General features: G+C 66.8%; 24 protein-coding genes and 1 pseudogene. 15 read left to right on the top strand and 10 right to left on the bottom strand.

The features are described from left to right. The first annotated feature begins 4 nt into the window (after positions 1–4). The 4 genes from KDW55_RS12095 (at position 5) to KDW55_RS12080 (ending at position 3,450) form a co-directional block, all read left to right on the top strand. Positions 5–997 carry a hydroxymethylglutaryl-CoA lyase gene (locus KDW55_RS12095; RefSeq protein ID WP_052111042.1) on the top strand — a complete coding sequence of 331 codons (993 nt, stop codon included), beginning with the start codon at positions 5–7 and terminating at the stop codon, positions 995–997. Continuing rightward, positions 984–1,367, top strand: coding sequence for a VOC family protein (locus tag KDW55_RS12090; protein ID WP_040144952.1), 384 nt, complete (start codon positions 984–986; stop codon positions 1,365–1,367). The genes KDW55_RS12095 and KDW55_RS12090 overlap by 14 nt, the downstream gene beginning before the upstream one ends. A 255-nt stretch (positions 1,368–1,622) precedes the next feature. After that, positions 1,623–2,447, top strand: coding sequence for an alpha/beta hydrolase (locus KDW55_RS12085; RefSeq protein WP_069241407.1), 825 nt, complete (start codon positions 1,623–1,625; stop codon positions 2,445–2,447). A 109-nt stretch (positions 2,448–2,556) separates the two neighbouring features. Beyond that, entirely contained in the window at positions 2,557–3,450 is an 894-nt protein-coding gene (locus KDW55_RS12080; RefSeq protein WP_059544099.1) for a LysR family transcriptional regulator, read from the top strand. An 87-nt stretch (positions 3,451–3,537) separates the two neighbouring features. Here the strand turns inward: KDW55_RS12080 and KDW55_RS12075 are convergent, their stop codons facing one another. Together KDW55_RS12075 and KDW55_RS12070 are read right to left on the bottom strand one after the other, a co-directional pair. Continuing rightward, positions 3,538–4,995, bottom strand: a complete 1,458-nt coding sequence (locus tag KDW55_RS12075; RefSeq protein ID WP_040144206.1) for an MFS transporter — start codon at positions 4,993–4,995, stop codon at positions 3,538–3,540. Between the two features lie 439 nt (positions 4,996–5,434). Beyond that, positions 5,435–6,583 (bottom strand): hypothetical protein, encoded by a 1,149-nt coding sequence (locus tag KDW55_RS12070; RefSeq protein ID WP_212160625.1) that lies wholly within the window; start codon positions 6,581–6,583, stop codon positions 5,435–5,437. 146 nt (positions 6,584–6,729) lie between these two features. Between KDW55_RS12070 and KDW55_RS12065 the strand changes: the two genes are divergently transcribed. The 7 genes from KDW55_RS12065 to KDW55_RS12040 all read left to right on the top strand — a co-directional run bounded on the left by KDW55_RS12065 (position 6,730) and on the right by KDW55_RS12040 (position 12,817). Then, entirely contained in the window at positions 6,730–7,656 is a 927-nt protein-coding gene (locus KDW55_RS12065; protein WP_040144208.1) for a LysR family transcriptional regulator, read from the top strand. A gap of 116 nt (positions 7,657–7,772) precedes the next feature. Continuing rightward, positions 7,773–8,975 carry a YbfB/YjiJ family MFS transporter gene (locus tag KDW55_RS12060; protein WP_069241960.1) on the top strand — a complete coding sequence of 401 codons (1,203 nt, stop codon included), beginning with the start codon at positions 7,773–7,775 and terminating at the stop codon, positions 8,973–8,975. Beyond that, on the top strand, positions 8,972–10,231 hold the full coding sequence (locus tag KDW55_RS12055) for an MFS transporter (RefSeq protein ID WP_212160624.1): 1,260 nt from the start codon (positions 8,972–8,974) through the stop codon (positions 10,229–10,231). The genes KDW55_RS12060 and KDW55_RS12055 overlap by 4 nt, the downstream gene beginning before the upstream one ends. A gap of 261 nt (positions 10,232–10,492) precedes the next feature. After that, complete coding sequence (locus KDW55_RS12050; protein ID WP_212160623.1) at positions 10,493–11,593, top strand: nitronate monooxygenase; 1,101 nt, start codon at positions 10,493–10,495, stop codon at positions 11,591–11,593. 135 nt (positions 11,594–11,728) lie between these two features. Then, on the top strand, positions 11,729–12,100 hold the full coding sequence (locus KDW55_RS12045; protein ID WP_040144953.1) for a GFA family protein: 372 nt from the start codon (positions 11,729–11,731) through the stop codon (positions 12,098–12,100). Then, positions 12,097–12,231 (top strand): hypothetical protein, encoded by a 135-nt coding sequence (locus KDW55_RS29635; protein WP_257785753.1) that lies wholly within the window; start codon positions 12,097–12,099, stop codon positions 12,229–12,231. Before KDW55_RS12045 ends, KDW55_RS29635 begins: the two co-directional genes overlap by 4 nt. Positions 12,232–12,361: 130 nt before the next feature. Continuing rightward, positions 12,362–12,817 (top strand): MarR family transcriptional regulator, encoded by a 456-nt coding sequence (locus tag KDW55_RS12040; protein ID WP_040144954.1) that lies wholly within the window; start codon positions 12,362–12,364, stop codon positions 12,815–12,817. Positions 12,818–13,860: 1,043 nt separating this feature from the next. Here the strand turns inward: KDW55_RS12040 and KDW55_RS12035 are convergent. The 4 genes from KDW55_RS12035 to KDW55_RS12020 all read right to left on the bottom strand — a co-directional run bounded on the left by KDW55_RS12035 (position 13,861) and on the right by KDW55_RS12020 (position 15,833). Then, positions 13,861–14,190 (bottom strand): DUF4148 domain-containing protein, encoded by a 330-nt coding sequence (locus tag KDW55_RS12035; protein WP_069241411.1) that lies wholly within the window; start codon positions 14,188–14,190, stop codon positions 13,861–13,863. Between the two features lie 73 nt (positions 14,191–14,263). After that, positions 14,264–14,596, bottom strand: a complete 333-nt coding sequence (locus KDW55_RS12030) for a DUF4148 domain-containing protein (RefSeq protein ID WP_069241961.1) — start codon at positions 14,594–14,596, stop codon at positions 14,264–14,266. 65 nt (positions 14,597–14,661) lie between these two features. Beyond that, positions 14,662–15,081 carry an organic hydroperoxide resistance protein gene (locus KDW55_RS12025; protein ID WP_040144212.1) on the bottom strand — a complete coding sequence of 140 codons (420 nt, stop codon included), beginning with the start codon at positions 15,079–15,081 and terminating at the stop codon, positions 14,662–14,664. 287 nt (positions 15,082–15,368) lie between these two features. Next, positions 15,369–15,833, bottom strand: a complete 465-nt coding sequence (locus tag KDW55_RS12020; protein WP_040144213.1) for a RidA family protein — start codon at positions 15,831–15,833, stop codon at positions 15,369–15,371. 289 nt (positions 15,834–16,122) lie between these two features. Here KDW55_RS12020 and KDW55_RS12015 point away from each other — a divergent pair, with 289 nt between their 5' ends. Then, the gene (locus KDW55_RS12015; RefSeq protein ID WP_212160622.1) at positions 16,123–17,055 is read left to right on the top strand and encodes a LysR family transcriptional regulator; all 933 of its coding nucleotides are present in this window, start codon (positions 16,123–16,125) and stop codon (positions 17,053–17,055) included. A 93-nt stretch (positions 17,056–17,148) separates the two neighbouring features. Here KDW55_RS12015 and KDW55_RS12010 read toward each other — a convergent pair whose 3' ends face one another. The 3 genes and pseudogenes from KDW55_RS12010 to KDW55_RS12000 all read right to left on the bottom strand — a co-directional run bounded on the left by KDW55_RS12010 (position 17,149) and on the right by KDW55_RS12000 (position 19,720). Then, on the bottom strand, positions 17,149–17,856 hold the full coding sequence (locus KDW55_RS12010; RefSeq protein ID WP_069241413.1) for an SDR family oxidoreductase: 708 nt from the start codon (positions 17,854–17,856) through the stop codon (positions 17,149–17,151). 584 nt (positions 17,857–18,440) lie between these two features. Next, positions 18,441–18,924 (bottom strand): annotated as a pseudogene (locus KDW55_RS12005) (helix-turn-helix domain-containing protein); the annotation flags it as partial. 307 nt (positions 18,925–19,231) lie between these two features. Continuing rightward, entirely contained in the window at positions 19,232–19,720 is a 489-nt protein-coding gene (locus tag KDW55_RS12000; protein ID WP_040144216.1) for a YbaK/EbsC family protein, read from the bottom strand. Between the two features lie 477 nt (positions 19,721–20,197). Between KDW55_RS12000 and KDW55_RS11995 the strand changes: the two genes are divergently transcribed. Continuing rightward, positions 20,198–20,485, top strand: coding sequence for a YciI-like protein (locus KDW55_RS11995; protein ID WP_040144217.1), 288 nt, complete (start codon positions 20,198–20,200; stop codon positions 20,483–20,485). 2 nt (positions 20,486–20,487) lie between these two features. On the opposite strand, the gene corA is transcribed toward KDW55_RS11995, so the two are convergent. After that, a complete protein-coding gene (gene corA / locus KDW55_RS11990) occupies positions 20,488–21,465 on the bottom strand; it encodes a magnesium/cobalt transporter CorA (RefSeq protein ID WP_040144218.1) in 978 nt (325 codons plus the stop codon). A gap of 179 nt (positions 21,466–21,644) precedes the next feature. On the opposite strand from corA, the gene cydX reads away from it, so the two are divergent. Together cydX and KDW55_RS11980 are read left to right on the top strand one after the other, a co-directional pair. Further along, positions 21,645–21,791 carry a cytochrome bd-I oxidase subunit CydX gene (gene cydX / locus KDW55_RS11985; protein WP_040144219.1) on the top strand — a complete coding sequence of 49 codons (147 nt, stop codon included), beginning with the start codon at positions 21,645–21,647 and terminating at the stop codon, positions 21,789–21,791. Next, on the top strand, positions 21,788–22,414 hold the full coding sequence (locus tag KDW55_RS11980) for an ATP-binding protein (protein WP_069241415.1): 627 nt from the start codon (positions 21,788–21,790) through the stop codon (positions 22,412–22,414). Before cydX ends, KDW55_RS11980 begins: the two co-directional genes overlap by 4 nt. Positions 22,415–22,441: the final 27 nt, after the last annotated feature.

Raw genomic sequence — 22,441 nt, 5'->3', positions numbered from 1 at the left:
CGACATGAACCGGCAGACCAAACGGCTCTACATCCACGAAGTCGCGACGCGCGACGGATTCCAGAATGAAGCGGCGTTCGTCGATACCGACGACAAGATCGCGCTCGTCGACGCATTGAGCGCATGCGGCTACGCGAAGATCGAAGTCACATCGTTCACGTCGCCGAACGCGATTCCGGCGCTGCGTGACGCCGAGGCCGTGATGCACGGCATCGTGCGTGCTCCGGCGGTCGTCTATACGGCGCTCGTGCCGAACGTGCGCGGTGCCGAGCGTGCGCTGTCGTGCGGCGTCGATGAAGTCAACCTCGTGATGTCGACGAGCGAGAGCCACAATCGCGCGAACCTGCGGATGACGCGCGAGCAGTCGTTCGCGCAACTGCACGACGTGATCGACGCGGTTCGCGGCACCGGCATCGCGATCAATGTGTCGCTGTCGACCGCGATGGGTTGCCCGATGGAAGGCGACGTGCGCGCGGAAACCGTGCTCGCGTGGATGCAGCGTTTCGCGGATCTCGGCGTGCACGGCTTCACGCTGTGCGATACGACCGGAATGGCGTATCCGTCGCAGGTGCGCGATCTCGCCAGGCGCGCGCGTGAACGCTTCGGCGCGCTTCAACTCACGCTGCACTTTCACAACACGCGCGGGATGGCGCTTGCCAACACGCTTGCCGCGCTCGACGCCGGCATCGATCGCTTCGACGCATCGCTCGGCGGCCTCGGCGGCTGCCCGTACGCGCCGGGCGCGACGGGCAACGCATGCACGGAAGAGCTCGTGCACATGCTCGCGCTCGACGGCTACGACACGGGCGTCGATCTCGCGGCCGTGCTCGCCGCGGCTGCACGGCTGCCCGCGCTGATCGGGCACGACGTGCCGAGCCAGCTTCTGAAGGCCGGGCGCCGATCGGACCTTCATCCGCCGCCGCGCGCGCACGCCGGGGACCGGCCGGCGCAGCGGACTTTTCTCGTGAACAGGAGCGAAGCGCATGGCGCTGATTGACCATCTCGACCACCTCGTGCTGACCTGCGTCGATCCGGAGCGGACAACGCACTTCTATACGAAAGTGCTGCAGATGCAGCTCGAAACCTTCGGCACGGGCCGGATCGCGTTCCGCTTCGGCAATCAGAAAATCAATCTGCACGTGCGCGGCGCGGAGTTCGAGCCGAAGGCGCACGTGCCGGTGCCCGGCGCGCTCGATGTGTGCTTCATCGCGTCCGTGCCGCTCGACGACGTGATCGCGCATCTGCAGCGCGTCGGGTGGCCGATCGTCGACGGGCCCGTCGAGCGCACGGGTGCAACGCAAAAGATCCGGTCCGTGTACGTGCGCGATCCGGACCTGAACCTGATCGAGATCTCCGAGCTGGCCTGAGCCGCGTCGCGCTGCGTGGCTGGCGTCGTGCCGCTTCAACGCGTCGATCGCGTTCGTCCGGCCGCTCCGGCCGCTCCGGCCGCAAGACAGTCCTTCGCCGAAAGCGGACAGACATAAGCGCCGCCCGCCGATTCCGGATAGCACGGCGCGCTCACGCTGCGGATAATGGTGCAACGGCGTCGGTCCGTCCGCCGCCTTCACGGCGGGGCATCATTCACGTCCCGCGCATCCGCCATCCGACCGGGCACTTTCCGCATGACGATCCTCTATCGCGGCATGGACCGCGCGGCGCTCGACGCCGCCTACCTGAACACCAAAGCCATTCCCGACTTCCCGGCCGTGCTCGCGTCCTGTCAGGCGCGCAGTGCGGCGCTCTATGAAGCGACGCGCGGGCAGCGCGACCTGCGTTACGGCGCGCATGCCGCGCAGCGCTTCGACTGGTTGCGGTGCGGCCGGCCCGATGCACCGCTGTTCGTATTCATTCACGGCGGCTACTGGCAGCACTGCGCAAAAGAGGATTTCGCGTACGCTGCCGCCGGACCGCTCGCGCGCGGCTTCGACGTCGTGCTCGCCGAATACACGCTTGCACCGGCCGCATCGATGACCGACATCGTCGGCGAGATCGGCGCGCTGCTCGACTATCTCGCGGCCGATCCCGACGGTATCGGCACCGCCGGCCGCCCGATTCACCTGAGCGGTCATTCGGCGGGCGGCCATCTGACGGCCGTGCATCGCGCGCATCCGGCGGTCGTGTCCGCGCTCGCGATCAGCCCGCTCGTCGACCTCGAGCCGATCGCACTGTGCGTGCTCGGCGACAAGCTTCGGCTCACCGCGCGCGAGATCGCCGCTTACAGCCCGTTGCGCCACATCGGCCGCGGCGCGCCGACCGTCATTGCGGTAGGCGACGCCGAGTTGCCGGAGCTCGTGCGGCATGCGCACGACTACGCGCACGCGTGCGAAGCGGCCGGCGAACGTGTCGCGCGCGCGTGGCTGCCCGGCATGCGGCACTTCACGGTGCTCGACGATCTCGCGACGCCCGACAGCGCGATGCTCGCTGCGTTGCACACGCTCGTACCGTGATGACCGTGCGGCGGCGCGACGACTTGCATCGAGCGGCCGGGCGTATGATCCGCATCAGGCCGCTGCCGCACCGCTCGGTCGCCGCCCGGCCATTCCCAGGACCTTCATCATGGTGAATCCGCTTCATTTCGATCTGCAGTCGCTGCGCGTGTTCGCGCTCGTCGCCGAGCACGGCAGCCTGACCAAAGCGGCCGAGCACGGCCAGCTGACGCTGTCGGCGGTCAGCAAGCGGATCGCCGAACTGGAGAGCGTGACCGGCAGCGCGCTGTTCGTCCGCCATGCGCGCGGCGTCGAGTTGACACCCGCAGGCCGCGCGCTGCTCGACCATGCGGCGAAAGTGGTCGAGCAGGTCAACCGGATGGCGCACGAGATGAGCGATTACGTCGCCGGCGTGCGCGGACACATTCACGTATGGACCAACACGTCGGCGATCGTGCAGTTCCTGCCCGCCGATCTCGCCGCATTCCTCACCGGCAATCCGGGCATCAAGATCAGTCTCGAGGAGCGGCTGAGCCACGAGATCGTCGATGCGCTTGCGTCGGGCAAAGCCGATCTCGGCGTATTCGCGGACAACGTGCCGGCGCCCGGCATCGAACGCCGGCTGTACCGGCGCGACGAACTCGTGCTGCTCGTGCCGCGCGGCCATCGCTTCGCCGCGCGCGCCAGCATCCGCTTCGCGGACACGCTCGATGAAGATTACGTCGGCCTGAGCGACGGCAGCTCGTTGCTCACGAGGATGACCGATGCCGCATTCGCCGCCGAGCGCTCGCTGAAGCTGCGCATCCAGGTATCGAATTTTGACGGCGTGAGCCGAATGATCGAGGCCGGGCTCGGGATCGGCGTGCTGCCGCGCGATGCCGTGACCGGCGAGCGCGCGGCGCGCCTCGGCGTCGTGAAACTCGACGACGCGTGGGCAACGCGCACACTGTGGGTCGGCGTGAAGGCCGGCGCGGCGCTGACCACCGACATCGCGAAGCTGTTCGATTTCATGTCGGCGCGATGAACGTGCCGCATGCGCCGAATGCACGGAATGCATGCGGCGCACGAACGGCCGGGCGCGCGCGTTCGCGGCGCCGTCCCGGACGACGCTTCACACCGGATTGATATCGTCCTGGCTGCGCCGCGTGGTCAACGGCCCGAACACGCGCAGCGTGACGGCGACGATGCCGAGCGCGACCGAGATCACGCCGAACATCGCACCCGCACCGTGTTCGACGAGCACCGGCAGCAGCACGAACGGCAGCGCACCGCTGACGATGCGCGACAGCGCGTACGTGCTGCCGATCGCTGTCGAGCGCACGCGCGCCGGAAAAATTTCCGCCTGATACACGTGATAAGCGTTGCTGAACACGTTCGACGCGCACGTCGTCAGGAAGCCGAAGCACACGATCAGCAGCGTATTGCCCGAATACGCGAAGCACAGCCCGAACGCGGCGATCGACAGGATCGACGCGATCACCAGCGTGCGACGCTCGATCCGGTTCAGCAGCGGAATCGACAGCAGCGAACCAATCGGATAGCCGATGAACGACAGCGCGATGAACAGCGTGCTGTCCGTCACGTCGAAGCCGCGGCTCTTGACGACCGTGCCCGCGAGCGTACCGAAACCGTAATAGCCGAATCCCTGGAGCAGGTGGAACACCGCGAGCATCAGGTAGCGCGCGCCATACGGGCGGCGGCGCAGCAGCGCGAAGCGCTCGCCGACGCCCAGCGGCCGCTGCGGCTCCGTCGATGCGGCGAATTGCTCCGGCACGCGCACGCCGGCACTGTCGGCGAAGCGCCGCGCGGCGGCATGCGCGTCCGCGGTGCGGCCCTGCGCGAACAGCCAGCGCGGGCTTTCCGGCAGCCGGTGCTGGACGAGCAGCACGTACACGGCGCCAAGGCTGCCGGTCGCGAGAATGACGCGCCAGCCGGCCACGCCGGCGACATGCAGCGGATTGAGCCACAGCGCGAGGAAGCCGACGAGCGGCACCGCGACGTAAGAAGTTGTGTACGCCCACGCGGCGAGCCGTCCGCGCTTGTCTTTCGGCAGGATTTCCGACAGGTAGCTGTCGGCAACCGGATAGATCGCGCCGACACCGATGCCCGTCAGGAAGCGGCACGCGACCAGCATGTCGGCGCTCACGGAGAAAGCGCCGATCAGCGAGAACGCGCTGTACCACACGAGCGTCGTGAGGAATGCCTTGCGCCGGCCGATCCGGTCGGCGAGGCTGCCGAGGCACATCGCACCGACGAACATCCCGATGAAGGCCGATGCGAGCAGCAGCTTGAAATCGGCGCTTTGCCGGCTCAGCCCGTATTCGTGCTGCAGCGCGGAGCCGATCGTGCTGACGAGAAAGATCTCGTACATGTCGAAGAACAGCCCGATACCGATCACCCAGACGACGAACCGGTGCAGCGCGCCGACCGGCAGGTCGTCCATGAATTCGCCGAGCGTGACGCCGCCGGCGGCGACGGAGGGCGGCTCGGCTTCGGGCCGCGCCGAAGCCGCTAAGGTTGACGCGGGCCGGCCCGCAGGGCCGCCCATATCGAGGGATTGGCTGTTCATCGTGTCTCCAGATTATCGATTTGCCGTGGCGCGATGCCCGGCCGTTCGCGGCCGCCATCACGAACCCGGTCGCGCGACGCGACGGCCGCGCCCCGCAAGCCCGCGAAACGGCTGCAGGCGAGGGCAGCGCCGCTCGTCCGAAACATGGTGGGCGAATTCGCGCGCCGCGATAATTGCGGATGCTTCAAGCATCCTTTCCCGGGCAGAAAGGCTGCGCCACGCGGGCCGCACGGGCGTCGGACAATGCTCGGCCGATGCGGGAGCCTCGGGCACGGAAAACCCTGAGCGCGATATCGCGCGTGATCGGTGATCGGTGATCGGGGAGAGCGGTGTCGCGCGGTTCGCGGCCAGTCTTGCCGGCCGCCATCAAGGTGGAGCGGGGCAGCGGCGTACCTTGTCGGCAAGCGTGCGCCGGCCGACGTGACGAATTACGCGCCCGTCATTGCGGCGCACAAGGATTGGAATCTCCGGCCGGCGCCGCTCCACGTGAACCGGCGCCGCCCCGCGTATGTTCGTGGCGAACCGTATCCGACGCCACAGCCTGCAATCGCCCGGCCATCTGCGGCGCGATGCCGAGTTGCGCCGCTGCCTGCTCGTGCGGGCCGAGCGTGCGCACATCGATGCCTGCAATCTGCTGGAACAGCACGAGCGCGCCGAGGTAGGCGCCGAGCACGCCCGGATGCAGATAATCGGGCCGCGAGATCGGCGGGTCGCCTTGCGCGTGCATCCCGTACCACAGCAGCGGCGCGCCGGACGGCGCATACGGATCGGGATCGGCGATGCCGGCCGCCCACGCCCGTAGCCAAGCTCGGCCGACCGGCGCGACGGCAACGATCGACGGATCGGATCGGCGTGCACGTTCGAACGCTTCGCGATACGCGGCGGCAATGTCGGCGATACGCTCGAGGTAGCGCGCGCGAAATCCATCGCTGCCCGGCTCGCCGGCAAGCGCTTTCGCGCGATCCGCGCTCGGCCAGGTCTCATACAGGTAGATGCGCGCTTGCGGCGCCGCCGAACGAATGCCGCGCGCGAGCGTCGCGACGCTCGCGCAGAAACCGGCCGGATCGCTGTCGCGGCGCTGCGTGAGCGCGAACGGCAGCGGCTTTGCGCTCAATTCCTGCAACACGACCGCGTCCCACCCTGGCCGGTAGATTACATCCGCCGCAACGCGATCGTGTTTCGCGAGGCTCGTCGCCGACATGGCCTCCAGATGCACGTCGTAATCGAGCCCCGCTTCGACGGCGAAGCGCGCGAAGATGCCCGGAATCCCGCCCCACGGGCCAGGCTCGCGTTCCGCGCGCGCGCCCGTCTGTCCGAAGTTTTCGTCGACGACCTGCGCGGCGTCGCCGCGCGCGCCGCTGCCGGTGTGCATCGCGTCGTACGAACGCACGGGCGCGTAGCGGCCGTGCGTGAGGCTGTCGCCGACGAACAGGATGCGTTGCGGCGCGCGTGCTGCCGGCGCGCGCGGGAAATCGGCGGCAGAACCCGCGTTCGGCTGCGCGCCGATCAACAACGCGGCAACCCACGTCAGGCCCCGCCGCGCGACCACGCAATGCAACGGCAGGGTGGCAAGCTTTTCACGAGTCATCGGAGGAATTCCGCAAAGGCGCATGCCCGAAGTATTTCACGACGCGACCGGCTGCCGCCGATCGGTGCGCTGGCGCGCGCCTGCGGTAGACTGCTCGCTGCGTTCCCGCCCCCAACGACACGACCGCTCGCGCCCACTCACACGCCATGGACCGAATCGATGCGATGAAGGTGTTCGTTGCCACGCTGGACGAGGGCAGTCTCGCAGGCGCGAGCCGCCGCCTCGGCCGCTCGCCGGCGGCAGTCAGCCGCGCGATCGCGTTTCTCGAGGAACACACGGGCACGGCGCTGCTGTACCGGACCACCCGGACGATCCGGCTGAGCGAAGCCGGCGAGCGCTACGCTGCCGCATGCCGCCGCATTCTCGCGGATCTCGAAGAAGCCGACATGCTGATCGCCGACGCGCGCTCGGCGCCGCGCGGTTTGCTGACGGTAACCGCACCCGTCGCCGCGGGCGAGGACGTGCTGCGCGCACTGATCGACGAATTCATCGACCGCCATCCGGCCGTGTCGGTCCGCCTCCAACTGCTCGACCGGCCCGTCAGCCTGATCGACGAGGGAATCGACGTCGCGCTGCGGATCGCGCATCTGACCGATTCGACGCTCGTTGCGATCCCGGTGGGCTCGGTGCGGCGCGTCGTCGTTGCGTCGCCACGCTACCTGGCGGCCCACCCGCCGATTGCCGCGCCGGCCGATCTCGCACGGCACCGGATCATTTCGATGACGCACTTCGGGCTCGATTCGTGGAGCTTCCCGCCGTCCGGGCACTCGGCGCTGCCGCAGGTGGTCCAGTTCGTGCCGCGCTTCATCGTCAACACCATTCGCGGCGCGCTGGCGTCGGCGCTCGACGGGCACGGCGTCACGCGGCTGTTCTCGTACCACGTCGCCGAGCAGATTCGCGATGGCTCGCTGCAAATCGTGCTGCGCGACAGCGAGCATGCGCCGCTGCCGATCCACCTGGTCACGCCTTACGGACGGCTGTCGGTGCCGAAGGTGCGCACGTTCGTCGATTTTGCCGCGCCGCGATTGCGCGAGCATTTCGCGCGACTGGCAGCGATCACCGACGGGGATTGAACCGCGCCGCGGAAGAATGGCTTCCGCGTTGCATGAATTCTCCCGACTGCCGGTTCAATCTAGACTTCCTTCAAGCGACGGCCGCACGTTCGTCCGTCGAGCGAATGGAGGTCCTCATGCAACAAGCGCTTCTCGACCGGCCGCATGCCCCCGCGTTCAACGTATGGCGCGGCACGGTATCCGGCGCCAGTGCGAGCCTGATCGGTATCGGCCTCGCGCGCTTTGCGTACACGCCGCTGCTGCCCGCGATCGTCGGCGCGCACTGGTTTCCCGCGTCGACGGCCGCCTATCTCGGGGCGGCCAACCTCGGCGGCTATCTGGCCGGCGCGCTTGTCGCCGGCTGGCTCGCGCGCCGCGCCGGCTCCACCGCCGTGCTGCGCGCGATGATGCTGGTCGCGACGCTCGCGTTCGTCGCGTGCGCGGCGCCGTTGTCGTTCCTGTGGTTCTTCGTCTGGCGCTTCGCGTCGGGCGTGTCGGGCGGGGCGCTGATGGTGCTTGCCGCGCCGGCGATCCTCGCGCACGTGCCGCCGGCGCGCCGCGGTTTCGCGAGCGGCGGCATCTTCACCGGGATCGGCCTCGGCATCGCGGCGTCGGGCACGATCGTGCCGGTCCTGCTGCGCCAGGGCCTCACCGCGACCTGGCTCGGGCTCGCAATCGTGTCGCTGCTGTTGACCGTGGTCGCGTGGCGCGGCTGGCCGGCCGACGATGCGCGGCCTGCCGCCACCGAGGCGCCGGCCGTTCACGCGCGCAGCGTGCGTGCCGCGAGCCTGCGCCCGCTGTACGTCGAATACGGGCTCAACGCGATCGGGCTCGTCCCGCACATGATCTTCCTCGTCGACTACGTCGCGCGCGGGCTCGGCAAGGGCGTCGACGCGGGTGCGCAGTACTGGGTGCTGTACGGCCTCGGCGCGATCGTCGGTCCGCTTGCATGCGGGCACCTGGCCGATCGCGCGGGTTTCGGCCGCGCATTGCGGATCGCGTTTGCAATCGAGGCCGTGGCGGTCGTGCTGCCGCTCGTCGGGATGGGGCCGGCGGCCTTGATCGTGTCGAGCGTGGTGGTCGGCGCGTTCACGCCCGGCATCGTGCCGCTCGCGCTTGGCCGCGTGAACGAATTGCTCGCCCATCATCCGTCGGCCGCGACACGCGCGTGGCGCAGCGCGACGACGAGCTTCGCGATCATGCAGGCGCTCGCCGCCTACGGCTTGTCGTATCTGTTCGCAGCGAGCGGCGGCCGTTACGAAGCGCTGTTCGCGGTCGGCGCGGTCGCGCTGTTGGCCGCGCTCGCAGTCGACGTCGTTGCCACGGCGAGGGCGCGATGAGCACGGCAGCCCACCCGCAGGCTACGGTCGTCCCGGCCCGCCCGGCTGACGGCTACGCGGCGCGCAATGCGCGCTACTGGCGACGCAATCTCGCCGTCTGCGTGTTCGGTTCGTTCACGACGCTCATGAGTCTCAGCATGCTGCTGCCATTTCTCCCGCTGTACGTGCGGCAGCTCGGTGTCGGCACGCAGGCGGCGGTGATCCAGTGGTCGGGCATCGCGTTCGGCGCGACGTTTCTCGGCACCGCCGTCACCGCGCCACTGTGGGGCCGGCTCGCGGATCGCTTCGGTCGCAAGCCGATGCTCGTACGTGCGGCCCTCGGAATGGCCGTCGTGATGTCGCTGATCGGCGTTGCACACAATGTGCAGGAACTCGTTGCGCTGCGCCTCGTTGCCGGGCTCGTCGGCGGCTATGCGTCGGCCTCGACCGTGATGGTCGGCACGCAGGCGCCGCGCGAACGCGCGGGCTGGGCGCTCGGCATCCTGTCGACCGGCGCGCTCGCCGGCAATCTCGTCGGGCCGCTTGTCGGCGGGCTGCTGCCGGGCTGGCTCGGCATTCGCGGCACGTTCTTCGCAGGGGGCGCGATGATCGCGGTCGCCGCGCTGCTGACGATCGTCGTCGTGAAGGAGGATTTCGACACGGGCGCCGATGCGCAGACACGCCGCGTGCACGCAAGCGCGGCGTCCGCGACCCGCCGCACCGATCGCGCGGCAGTCGCGGCGCTTCTGGCGACGGCAATGATGGTGCTGCTCGCGAACATGTCGATCGAGCCGATCATCACGGTCTATATCGGCGGGCTTGGGGTAAGCGGCGATCATCTCGCGCGCGTCGCCGGCGTCGTGATGGCCTGTTCGGCGCTCGGCAGCATGCTGACCGCCGCGCGGCTGGGCGCGCTTGCCGACCGGATCGGCAGTTGGAACGTGATCATCGGCTGCCTGCTGTTGACCGCGCTTGCGATGGTGCCGCAGGCGTTCGTCACGCACTGGTGGCAGCTCGCGGCGCTGCGTGTACTGATGGGGATGACGCTGGCCGGGCTGCTGCCGTCGATCGGCAAACTGGTGCGGCAGTCGGTCGACGAGCGCGCGACGGGCCAGATGCTCGGCTACCTGCAGTCTGCGCAGTTCGGCGGGCAGGTGCTCGGTCCCGTGATCGGCGGGCAAATCGGCGTCGCGCTCGGCCTGCATTCGGTGTTCTTCGCGACGGCTGCGTTGCTGGCCGCGTGCGCGGCGCTCGCCGTGAGGGTGCGCAGCCGCTAGATCGGGCGCTGGCCTGACGGCGACGGTGTGGCGTAGCATGGGCGGCAATGCGTTTGGCGAACCGCTCGCGCGGCGACGCTTGACCCCGTCGCCGCGCGCAACCGACTAGCGCCATCACCGGCCGCTGTGTTTGCCAGTGCGACCGTGTGACCGGCTTCGCACGGTGCGCTGCCGAGCGCGTCGTGCGCCGGACCCGACCCAGTCCTGCGGCCCCCTGTCGGCCGCAGCATCCCGATCCCGGACGTTGCAGGAGGCAACGACATGAATCGACCGACCGACAACCGGACGCTGTTGCGCACGCTCGGCATCCGCACCCCGATCATCCAGGCGCCGATGGCCGGCGTCAGCACACCGGCGCTCGCGGCTGCCGTGTCGAACGCGGGCGGGCTCGGCTCCCTCGGCGTCGGCGCGAAGAATGCCGAAGGCGCGCGCAAGATGATCCGCGACACGCGCGCGCTCACCGACCGGCCGTTCAACATCAACCTGTTCTGCCACCAGCCGGCGCGCGCGGACGCCGCGGTCGAACGTGCGTGGCTCGACTGGCTCGCCCCTGCGTTCCGCGAGCATGGCGCGACGCCGCCCGCGTCGCTGTCGGAGATCTACACGAGCTTCGTCGAAGACGACGCGATGCTTGCGATGCTGATCGATGAAAAGCCGGCCGTCGTCAGCTTTCATTTCGGGTTGCCGTCCGACGAGGCGATCGCGAGGCTCAAGCGCGCGGGCATCACGCTGTTCGCGACCGCGACGCATCCCGACGAAGCGCGGCAGATCGCCGCTGCCGGCATCGATGCAATCGTTGCGCAGGGCATCGAAGCCGGCGGCCACCGCGGCGTATTCGATTCGAGGGCGCGCGACGATCGGCTCGGCACCTTCGCGCTGACGCGCCTGCTCGTGCGGGAATGCCCGCTTCCGGTGATCGCGGCCGGCGGCATCATGGACGGCGACGGCATCGCCGCAGCGCTCGCGCTGGGCGCACAGGCCGCGCAGCTCGGCACGGCCTTCGTCGCGTGCCCGGAAACGTCGATCGACGACGGCTACCGCCGCGCGATCCTCGGCGACGCGGCGCACCGCACGACGTTTACGGCCGCGATCTCGGGCCGCGTCGCGCGCGGTATTGCGAACCGGCTGACCGCGCTCGGCGACGATCCGCACGCACCGGCCACGCCGGCCTATCCAATCGCGTATGACGCTGGGAAGGCGCTGCATGCGGCCGCGAAGGCGAAAGGCGAGTTCGGTTATGGGGCCCAATGGGCCGGGCAGGCGGCGCCGCTCGTCCGGTCGCTGCCGGCCGCCGAACTGTTCGCGACGCTCGAGCGCGAGACGCGGGCGGCCATCGCGCGGTTGCAGCACGCGCTGGACTGATTCGGGCCGGCGCCGCAGACATCGCCGGCCAAAGAATTGCAACGCCCGGTATCGGCGCACGGTGCGGATACAGTGTGATACGTGAAGCCGGCGCGCGTCCGCTATAAAGCAGGCATGACCTTCGAGGAGCACGACATGTCTGCTACATGGTTCAACGGATCTTGCCATTGCGGGGCCGTCAAATTTGAAGTGCGAACCGCGCTCACGCCGGCGACCCGCTGCAATTGCAGCATGTGCCGCCGTCGCGGCGCACTGATGAGTCCGATGTTTGCCGCCGCCGACCTGAAGATCGTCGCGGGCGAGGACGCGCTGACGACCTACCGTTTCAACACGCACACGGCCTGTCACTATTTCTGCAGCCGGTGCGGCATCTATCCGTTCCATCAGACCCGCAAGGATCCGGCGTGCTGGCGCGTCAATCTCGGCTGCCTCGACGGCGTCGATCCGTACGCACTCGACGCGTCGGTCGCCGACGGCGCGAGCCTTTCCGTCGTGGAGGATGCATGAAACGCTGGCTGATGATCCTGCTGTTCGCGGCGGGCGGCCTCGCGACCGAAATCGCGCACCCCGTGCAATGCTCGCTGCTGACGGTAAGCCGACAGCGCAACGGCGAGCGCCGCGGCCGGTACCCGTCGTGACTGAGCGCGGGCGGTCATATCGGACGGCGCATCATGTTGATCGGAAACGATAATCATGCTTCCGATAAGATCGCACGCGATATATAATGCGTTCATCTGCGACCGATCCAGGGTCGATGGAGGAATGCTGATGAAACCGACCCAAGCTCAATCGCCGGCCACGCCGAAACTGTCCGAGTTTCTGTGTTTTGCGATCTACTCGACGAACCTCGCGTTCGGCAAGGCGTACAAGCCGATCCTCGAGGAGCTCGGCCTTACGTACACGCAATACATCACGATCATTGCGCTGTGGGAGGAGGGCAGCCAGACGGTCGGGCAGCTCGGCGAAAAGCTGTTCCTCGAATCGAACACGCTCACGCCGATCCTGAAGAAGCTCGAGGCGATGGGGTATCTGGAGCGGCACCGCGATCCGTCGGACGAGCGCCAAGTGCGCGTGAGTCTGACGAAAAGCGGTCGTCGCGTGCGCGAGAAGGGGCTCGACATGAATCTCGTCGAGGCAACCGGGCTCAAGCCCGACGAATTCGCGAAGATGCAGAAGGCGATCGTCACGCTGCGCGGCAACTTGATCGATTCGATTGACGAGTAGCCCGCACACGAAACGCCGATCTCGGGCCGGCGACGCGGTCGTCGGCGGCCGGCCCGCAAATTTGGTCCCGCTCCCGCGCGTTCTTCCTGCGTTTTCCCGGCTGCTTTCTCCTTTGTTGCCGCCACGAGCACCGCCTAGCGGCGGCGTGGCCGTCACGGTGCGCCGTGCAGCCCGTCTGCGCCGGCATCCTCGCGCCCGGCGCCTGCAGATGCATGTCGCGGCGCAGCACGAAACCGAGTGCGCGATAGGTCGATCGCGGCGTGCTTCGAAGTGAGCACGTGCAGGTACGGCATTTCGCCGTGCGCCCGGATCGCCGCGATCAGCGCCCGAATCAGTCCTGCCGCGAGCGCGTGACCCGCGAAACGCAGCATCCACGCAAACAGCGCCGATCCCCATATAGCCGCCGGCTCTCAGCCACTCGCCGGCCATCGTGACGAGCCGGCCTTGCCGGCGCACGCCGATATGGCCAGCCGCCGGATTCGACCGTGCGCGGGCCGAACGGGCGCGGTTCCGACGTTGCGATCGGTCCAGGCATCTCCGGCACGGTCGCTTCCGTGAGCCGCACATGCTCGAACGCGCGTGCCGGCGCGCCGTCGAGCGCTTGCTGCCAGAGCAGCTGGTGGCGCATCGCCCGCCAGACCACGAAAGAGCGGGGCGGCGCTGCAATCTCGTCCGGCGAGACCGACGCCGCCGGTCCGTATGCGTCAATCGGTTCACGCTACGCGTCGAAAGCGGCCGGGCTGCGGCCGGCCCGGCCCGCAAACGGCGCAAGCGCCGGAGGAAACCGCCGCGCGTGTTCGTCGCCGAGCGCAAAGCGATGCTGCTCGCCGGCGAGCGCATGCAGATCGCGTTGCGAGCGGATGCGCTCCGCCATCTTCGTGCGACGTCGCCGCTTCCCGCATCGTCCGATCGTTGGTTGCACACTATCGGGCAGGCAGGATGGACGCAATCGTCGATACCGATGGCACACAAACAAAAAGCGCACGCGATTACATCGCATGCGCTTTATTTGATGGGCGGCGCCGACGGCTTCGACGCGGCGTTCAATGACCGAAGTAGATCGAGCGCTCGGCCGTGCGCATCGCAACGCGGCTGCCGGACTGCATCGTGCCTTCTGCGTTGCTGCCGTAGCCCGATGCGTCGGCATCGGCGACTGCCGTTCCGTTATCGCGAACGCGCTTCAGCGCGGCCTGCAGATTGTCCGGATAGTTGGGATCGTTCGGGCGATTCGGCAGATAGCCGGCTTGCTGGAGCGCGGCGAGCTCCGCGCGCACCTGCGCGCGCGTCACCGTGCTTTCGCTTGCGAATGCCGGTGCGGCAACAGCGGCGGATGCGGCAACGAGAAGGGCAGCGATCAGTTGGGTTTTCATCATTCACCTCGCAGTAAGGGGGAGCATTCAGGGTTGTGTATTGCACGCCGGCAATCGGCGCCGATCGCGGCGTCGTTCAATGACCGAAGTAAATCGAGCGCTCGGCGATGTGCGTCGCACGACGACTGCCCGATTGCGTGGCGGCTGCCGCGTCGTTGCCGTAACCGGCCGTGGACGTCGCCGTGTCGGTTGCGACGGCGCCCGTCGTGCGAATGCGCGCCAGCGCGGCTTGCAGGTCGTCCGGATAATGCGGATCGTTCGCGCGGCCGGGCACGTATCCGGCTTGCTGGAGCTGGACGAGCTCCGCATGCACTTGCGCACGCGTCACGACGGTTTCAACGGCAAAAGCCGGCGCGGCAACAGCAGCGGACACGGCAACGAGAACGGCGGCGATCAGTTGGGTTTTCATCATTCACCTCGGCTGGATATGGACAGAACATTCGGGAAGGCGGCGCTGGCCGCCGGACGCCGCATTCAGACGATGCGGATCTCGACGTCGATGTTGCCGCGCGTCGCCTTCGAGTACGGGCAGGTCTGATGCGCGGTGTCGACGATGTGCTGCACGACGTCGCGCTCGACGCCCGGCACGCTCACATTCAGGCGAGCCTGCAGGAAGTACGCGTTGCCGCCCATGCCGAGATCGACTTCGGCGTCGACCGCGAGATCGGCCGGAAGCGTGACCTTCGCCGCCCGCGCCGCAAGCTGCATCGCGCCGATGAAGCAGGCCGACCAGCCGGCCGCGAACAGTTGCTCCGGATTCGTGCCGGTGCCGGCACTGCCCGGCGACGACAGCTGGATGTCGAGCCGACCGTCGGAACTGCGCGCCGCGCCGTCGCGACCACCGGAAGTCGTGTGCGTCTTGCCCGTGTACAGCACTTTTTCGATCTTGCTCATCGTTCACTCCGTCATGTAGGAAGGTTTTTCTCAGATGCGATTCGATCGCATGCGATGCAGTTTGGTCGCGACGAGACGCGGCGTCAAGCGCATTCGATTAAATCGCATGCGATATTTTGTATTTCAATGTATCTGAATCGCCCTCAGCCTTGTCCATAAAGGCGCTCACGCGGTCTATCCCTAATATTCGAAAATCGGGGAAAACCGAAATCCCGGGCGGTGAGAGGGCAGCCGCCGCCGTTACGGCCTCGTAACCGCCGATCGGACGCGGCGGCCATTCGCCATCCTCAGGCCGGGCGGATTTCGGCGATCACGACCAGGATCACGGTCGCATCGGCCGGCAACTGCCGCTGGGAAAACGCCGAACGTGCGTGTCCGGCCCGCTCGCCCAGCGCCGCGGCGAGCAGGTCGGATGCGCCGTCGAGCACGGCCGGCTGACCGTAGAAGCCGTCGGCCGACGCGACGTGGCCCTCGACCCGCACGATGTGATGCAGGCGATCGAACCCGCCGAGATGCTTCCTGATCTGCGCGAGCACGTTCAACGCAGCGAGCTGCGCCGCGTGCCGTCCGTCCTCTATGCTCAGCCGTTCGCCCACGCGGCCCGTATAAGCGAGTTTGCCGTCGACGAGCGGCAGTTGTCCGGAAACGAACAACAGGTTGCCGGCTTCGCTGACGGCCGTATAGCTGCCGAGCGGTTGCGGCGGTTCGGGGAGCGCGAAGCCGAGTTCGGCAAGCGTTTGTTCGATCGTCATGACGTGTTCCTTTTTCGGAAGTTCGATGGACCGGCCGCCGCGCGCCAGCGTCGCTCGCGCGGCCTCCGTCAGTCACTGTAGTGACGCGGCCCAGGCCGGTAAATATCGTTCGCGCAATTGAGTCGACACGCGATGTAACGAATCGCACGCGACATGAAGCGGCGCAAATGCCTGCCCGCGGAGCCATTCGCCGCGCGCACGCGCACACTGGCTTCGCGTTCGGGATTGATGCACACTCGCTGCTTCGGCGGCCCGCGACGAACGCCACCGAGAGGGCAGGAGCCACCCCATGCAAAGAAAATTCGACGACCTGCTGCTCGGCAGCATCGAGCTGTTCTGCCTCGCGGCCGAACTTGGCAGCTTCACGCTGGCGGCAAACGCGGCGAGCGTCACGCCGGCCGCGGTGAGCCGATCGGTCGCGCGACTCGAGGAGCGGCTGGGCGTGCGTCTGTTCGTACGCACGACGCGACAGATCCGCCTGACCGATTCCGGGCGGCGCTACTTCGAACAATGCCGCGACGCGCTGGCGCAACTCGTCGACGCGGAACGCGAAGCGACCGGCCAGCAGGCCATACCGGCCGGCGTGCTGCGCATCAGCATGCCGACACCTTACGGCCACTATCGTGTGCTGCCGCTGCTGCCGGCGTTTCGCGAGCGATATCCGGACGTACGCGTCGAAACGCACCTGAGCAATCGCAACATCGACTTCGCGGAAGAGGGCTTCGACCTCGCGATCCGCGGCCGTGCGCCTGCGGATTCGGGCCTGATCGCGCGCAAGCTCGAAGACGCCGAACTCGTAGTCGTTGCGACGCCCGGCTATCTGAAGCGGGCCGGCGTGCCACGCGCCGTCGACGATCTGCACGCGCACGAATGCATCCAGTTCGAGCTGCCGAGCAGCGGCCGGCCGATCCCTTGGCTGTTCAGCGACGGGGCCGCCGAGATCGACGTCATGACGACCGGCGGCTATGGCACGTCGGGCGACGTCCTCGCCGGCGTCACGCTCGCGCGCAGCGGCGCGGGCCTGTTCCAGACCTATCGATTCATTGTCGAGCGCGATCTGCGGGACGGCGTGCTCACGGAAGTATTGTCCGACCATGGCGGCCGGTCGAGACCGTTCATGCTGCTGTATCCGCATGCGCGCTTTCTGTCGTCGCGCGTGCGCGTGTTCGTCGATTTCCTCATCGAACAGCTGGAGCAGGCGCCGGCGCAGCGCGCGCGCTAGCTCGCACATTCGGGCAAGCCGGCAGCGGCGCAGGGGAAAGGTGAGGGCGGGCGACTCGGGTACCGGCGCCCGCCCATGTTCGCCACGCGTCGTTCAGTGCCCGGCGCTCTGGCCGCCGTCCACGTGCAGGATCTCGCCGGTGACGAACGGCGCCGAATCGAGATACAGGATCGCGCCGACGATGTCGCTCATCTCGCCCATCCGGCCCACCGGATGCAGCGACGCGAGCGTCGCGTGCGTGTCGGGCGCGTGCATCGGCGACTTGATGATGCCGGGCGACACGGCGTTCACACGAATTCCCGCCTTCGCATACTCGATCGCGAGCGACTTCGTCGCCGCATTGAGCCCGCCTTTCGTCAGCGACGCGAGCACCGACGGCACGCTGCTGTTCGCGTGATCGACGAGGCTCGTCGTGATGCTGACCACGTGTCCGCCGCCGGTGCGCTGCATCGCGGCAATGGCCTGCTGCGTGACGTGAAAAAAGCCGTCCAGGTTCACGCGCGTGACGGCCGCATAGTCGTCCGCGGTGTACTGCGTGAATGGTTTCGCGATGAAAATGCCCGCGTTGTTGACGAGCGTGTCGACACGGCCGAAGCGCTGGAGCGCGGTGTCGACCACGCGCCGGGCGACGGCCGGATCGCCGATGTCGCCCGCGACGGTGACGAGATCCGGATCGTCCGACGGTCCGATCGAACGTGACACCGCGACGATCCGATGGCCGTGCGCGCGAAATGCGCTGACCGTTTCCGCGCCGATGCCTTGGGATGCGCCGGTAACGATGATGACTTTGGAAGTGCTCATGACATGCCTCGACAGGTGAATGGTTTTCGGCTTTCAGTGCCGCCCGGATCGATGGATCCGATGGACGAGACTCTAGGCGCGTCGCGCCGGAGTTCGAACACCCACCGTGGACCAACACTCTTGCGTCGCGGGAACAAATCGGGGAAGCGACGGAATGGCGGTGGCGGTACTGCGCTTGTGGAAACTGGATAACGGCGCCGCGCATGAGGTCGGCGAGCGGGTTCGAGGCATGCGCTGAATCGCGCAGAATCGGGCGGTTTATCGTCCCGGAACGCAGGCGCGCCGCGCTGGTTGTCGCGGTCTTGGATCGAGCATTTTCGATGTTTATCAATGTTATCTGGATAACTTTTCTTATCACAATAGACTCGTTCTACATACAAACTCGGAAGTATGAAAACGCGCCGACCTGACATTCCCGCGCAGAACGGACAGGGTCGTGACCGCATGCATGTGCGCTGGCGGCGCGTTCCTTCACGCCGAACGTGGTCAACACCCGCACAATCCAGCCCATACGAGGAGAGACGTCCCGACGGTGCTCGCCCGGATTCGCGCAGATGTCGGCGAGGGGGTACCTGGGACCGGCGCGCCCGTTCCTCGAACCACCAATGGTCGCTGCCGTCGACTCGAATCAGTTCACCGAGGCACCGCCCGGCGCGCTCGTGGCTGATAGATCTTGGGCGGTCGTTGCCGACGCGGAATCCATAACTCGGCCTCCGTCATTGACTTCCTCACCGTCTCCTTGGCCAGCCGAATGCCGTGGCACTCCCAGAGCTTCTCGCACGCCGGCGTCGGCCCGAAATCGGCGTAGCGCTCGCGGATCAATGCCAGCGCCCGCTGCGCCTTTCCAGCCGGCAACTGATGATTGCTCGGGCGCCCACGCTTGCCTGACACCAATCCGGCCACGCCGGCCGCGCGATAGCGCAATACCAGACGCTCAATCTGCCGCACGCTCAACTTCAGCCGTTCGGCCGCCTGCCCAGGCTTGAGCCGACACTCGGCTACAGCCTCGATGACCTTCAGCCGATCCACTTCACGCATCGTCATGGTGATCGTCCCAGTCGCGTTCATCGCCGGCGCTCCCAAGGGTGCAGGCGATCAACCTACAGGCCAAAACACGACATTTTTATTTAGCGGAAACGCGACATCTGAACTTGGGACCTACATCGTGACCGGTGATAACTATGATTATGTCAAATACAAGATTCGATCGAAAACAACTTGGATCTGCGGCCAGCACCTTACCCGACACCGGCCACCGCGCCTGCACCAGCCGCGATTTCACGGCCCGCAACCACAAAATCGCCAGCCGCAATGCTCCGCGACGGCGCCCATAAGACGCCGTCCCATTTACGGCAAACAAACCGCACCAACGCAATCAGGAAACCCACATTCCCTGCATTTTGTGCGAGAAATGCGCACGCTCGGCTGTTTCCATCAGTGACAGGAATTCGTCCTGCGTCATGTGGATCAGCGCTTCGTGGTCGCCGGCCTCGAAATACACTTCCGGCTGTTGGGCGAGCTGTTCCTCGAGGAACGTCTTCATTCCGTACGCCATGCATACCGGCGGCAAAGCGCCCATGTCGCAGTCCTTGAACAGCTCGCGCAGCTCCATTTCCTTTGCGAGCACGAGATGGCGGCCGGTCTTGACCCATAGGTCCGACAGCCGCACTGCATGCGACGTCGGCAGTACGGCGGCGACATAGCCTTCGTCGTCTTCGAGCAGCACGGTTTTCGCCAGGCGGTCGCCGGGAATATGCGCGGCGGCGGCCGTCTCCATGCTGGTATGGCTATACGGGTGATACACGACTTCGTACCGCGATGACTTCTTGCGCAGGCAATCCTGCAGGGTGGCTGACACAGACATGGCGCACCTCGTGTCGACGAATCGAGCGAACCAACCTCGCTCCGGATTCGTTCAGCATAGGTCGCATTTCGACCGATGGAAATACCCTCTCGCAGCGCCAACCAAAGCGGCCCGTTACCCGTCACCAGTCGTTTTTCCGACAACGCGGCAACCGCACTGTCGGCATATGAAGCCCGCGCAGCAATACGCTTGCGAATCCTGTCGTTCCTGTAGACAAAGATTCGAGGCGCTCATTGCGTCTATTGCTGTGCGACAACCCCAACCAATGCAAAGTCGAATTTTTCTTAGACCGTTAGTTGCGTTAAAAGGGGCGCGTAGACGGGAAGATCGCGCGTCGGTTTCAACCGGCCGGCAAGCCAGATCGCCGGGACCACCTCGACCCACGCCCGACAAAACCCGTACCGCGCCCTATACTGAGCCAGATACCAAAGCGACCGCACGCGATCACGCGGCGGCCGATTCGAGGAGCGAGCGACCATGCACTATCAGTTGATCTACGAACTCGTCGACGATTACCTCGCCCGGCGGGAACAATACCGCGCGCAGCACCTCGCGCTCGCCCGCGCGGCGACCGAACGCGGCGAGCTCGTGCTCGCAGGCGCACTGCAGGACCCGGCCGACCAGGCCGTGCTCGTGTTCGAGGGCGATTCGCCGGAAGCCGCCGAATCGTTCGCGCGCGCCGATCCCTACGTGCAGAACGGCCTCGTCAAATCCTGGCGTGTGCGGCCGTGGCGCGTCGTGGTCGGCAAGCATGCACCGGGCTAGGCCTACAGCCACCCTGCCCGCTTGAACCGCCACCACAGCGCGAGGTCGGCCACGGCCATCACCGCGATGCAGCCGTAGAAGCCGTACTTCAGGTGCAACTCGGGCATGTTCGCGAAGTTCATCCCGTAGATGCCCGCGATCATCGTCGGAATCGCGAACAGCGCCGCGAACGAGCCGAGCCGCTTGGTCACCTCGTTCTCGGCAAGCGAGATCATCCCGAGGTTCACCTGGATCGCGGTCACGACCATCTCGCGCCGCCCTTCGATCGTCTTCACGATCCGCTGCAGATGGTCGTACACGTCGCGGAAATAGTGATCCATGCCACTGCACACCTGCGGAATGCGTCCGCCCGTCAGCTTCGCGAGCGGCTCGATCAGCGGCGCCGTATGCTGATACAGCATCACGAGCCTGCGTTTCAGCGAATACAGATCTTCGATGATCGCGCGCGACGACGCGGGCGTGGCCTTCGTGAAGATGCGGTCCTCGAGTTCCTCAAGCTCGGCGCCGAGCGTCTCCAGAATCGGGAAGTAACGATCGACGACCTGATCCATCAACGCATAAAACACGAACGCGGAGCCTTCCTGCAGCAGATGCGGTTCGCGCTCGCATCGCTTGCGCACCTCGCGGAAATCCTGTTCCGTATGGTTGCGGATCGACAGCACGTAGTTCGGCCCGACGAACAGGTTCAGTTCGCCGACCTTGAATTCGTCGTCGTCATCGAGCTCGACCGTATGCAGCACCGCGAACAGCGAATCGCCGTACTCCTCGATCTTCGGGCGCTGATGGCCCTTGCGGGCATCCTCGAGCGCGAGCTCGTGCAGCCCGAACTCCTCGCCCATCAGGTCGATCTCGTCCGGCGTCGGGTCCTTCAGCGCCACCCACACGAAACACTCGGGCTTCGACACGTAGTCGCTGATGGCATCGATATCGATGTCGGCCAGTTTGCGGCCGTCCTGGTATGCAGCGCAGTTGATCAGCATGTTGTCCGTGAGGTTGCCGTTTCGGCGTCAGTTTACCGGTTTGACGCGCGGTCGGCCCGGCTTGCACGACGGACCGATATTGGTCATGATCGGGCTGCGTGCGCCGCTGCACGCACACGGCATCGCTTCGACAGGCCCACGGCACGGCCGTGCGGCGCAACCATCAGGGAGACAGACCCATGTGGTATTTCTCGTGGATACTCGGCATCGGCGTGGCGCTCGGCTTCGGCATCATCAACGCGATGTGGCTGGAGGCGGAAGTGTTCTCGCGCGGCGACAAGCGCGGTGATGCATCGCGCCAGGGCTCGGGGAGCCGATATTCGTGACACACCTGGTGTTCTTCTGCGGTCATGCCGGCACTGGCAAGACCACGCTCGCGAAGCGGCTGATCGGGCCGCTGATGCGGGCAACCGGCCAAGCCTTCTGCCTGCTCGACAAGGATACGCTTTACGGACGCTACAGCGCCGCCGCGATGGGCGCGCTTGCTGCGGATCCGAACGATCGCGACAGCCCGCTCTACCTGAAGCACCTGCGCGATCCCGAATATCAGGGCCTGCTAGACACGGCCCGCGAAAACCTTGCGCTCGGTATCGGCGTCCTTGTGGTCGGCCCGCTGTCGCGCGAAGTGCGCGACCGGCGCATTCTCGACCGCGCATGGCTGGGGGTCGGGCCGGACGTCGCGTTGACGGTCGTGTGGGTCCATACGTCCGAAGACGTCGCGCATCAGCGGATCGTCGCGCGCGGCAATCCGAACGATGCGTACAAGCTCGCGCACTGGGACGAATACCGTCAGCGCCGCTTCGTGCCGACCGGCCACGAATGCGACGGCATCGTGATGTTCGACAACACCGCACCGTCCGATGCGGACATCGATGCGCTGCTGTACCGCATCGCACCGCCGGCACCGCCCGCGGTGCGAACCGCGATCGTCCCCCCGCTGCCGGCCTGAGCCGGCACCCTGCTTCCACTGACTTCG

This window comes from Burkholderia sp. AU19243 (assembly GCF_018148075.1).
Lineage (GTDB): Bacteria > Pseudomonadota > Gammaproteobacteria > Burkholderiales > Burkholderiaceae > Burkholderia > Burkholderia latens_A.
This window is presented reverse-complemented; position numbering and strand designations above follow the sequence as displayed.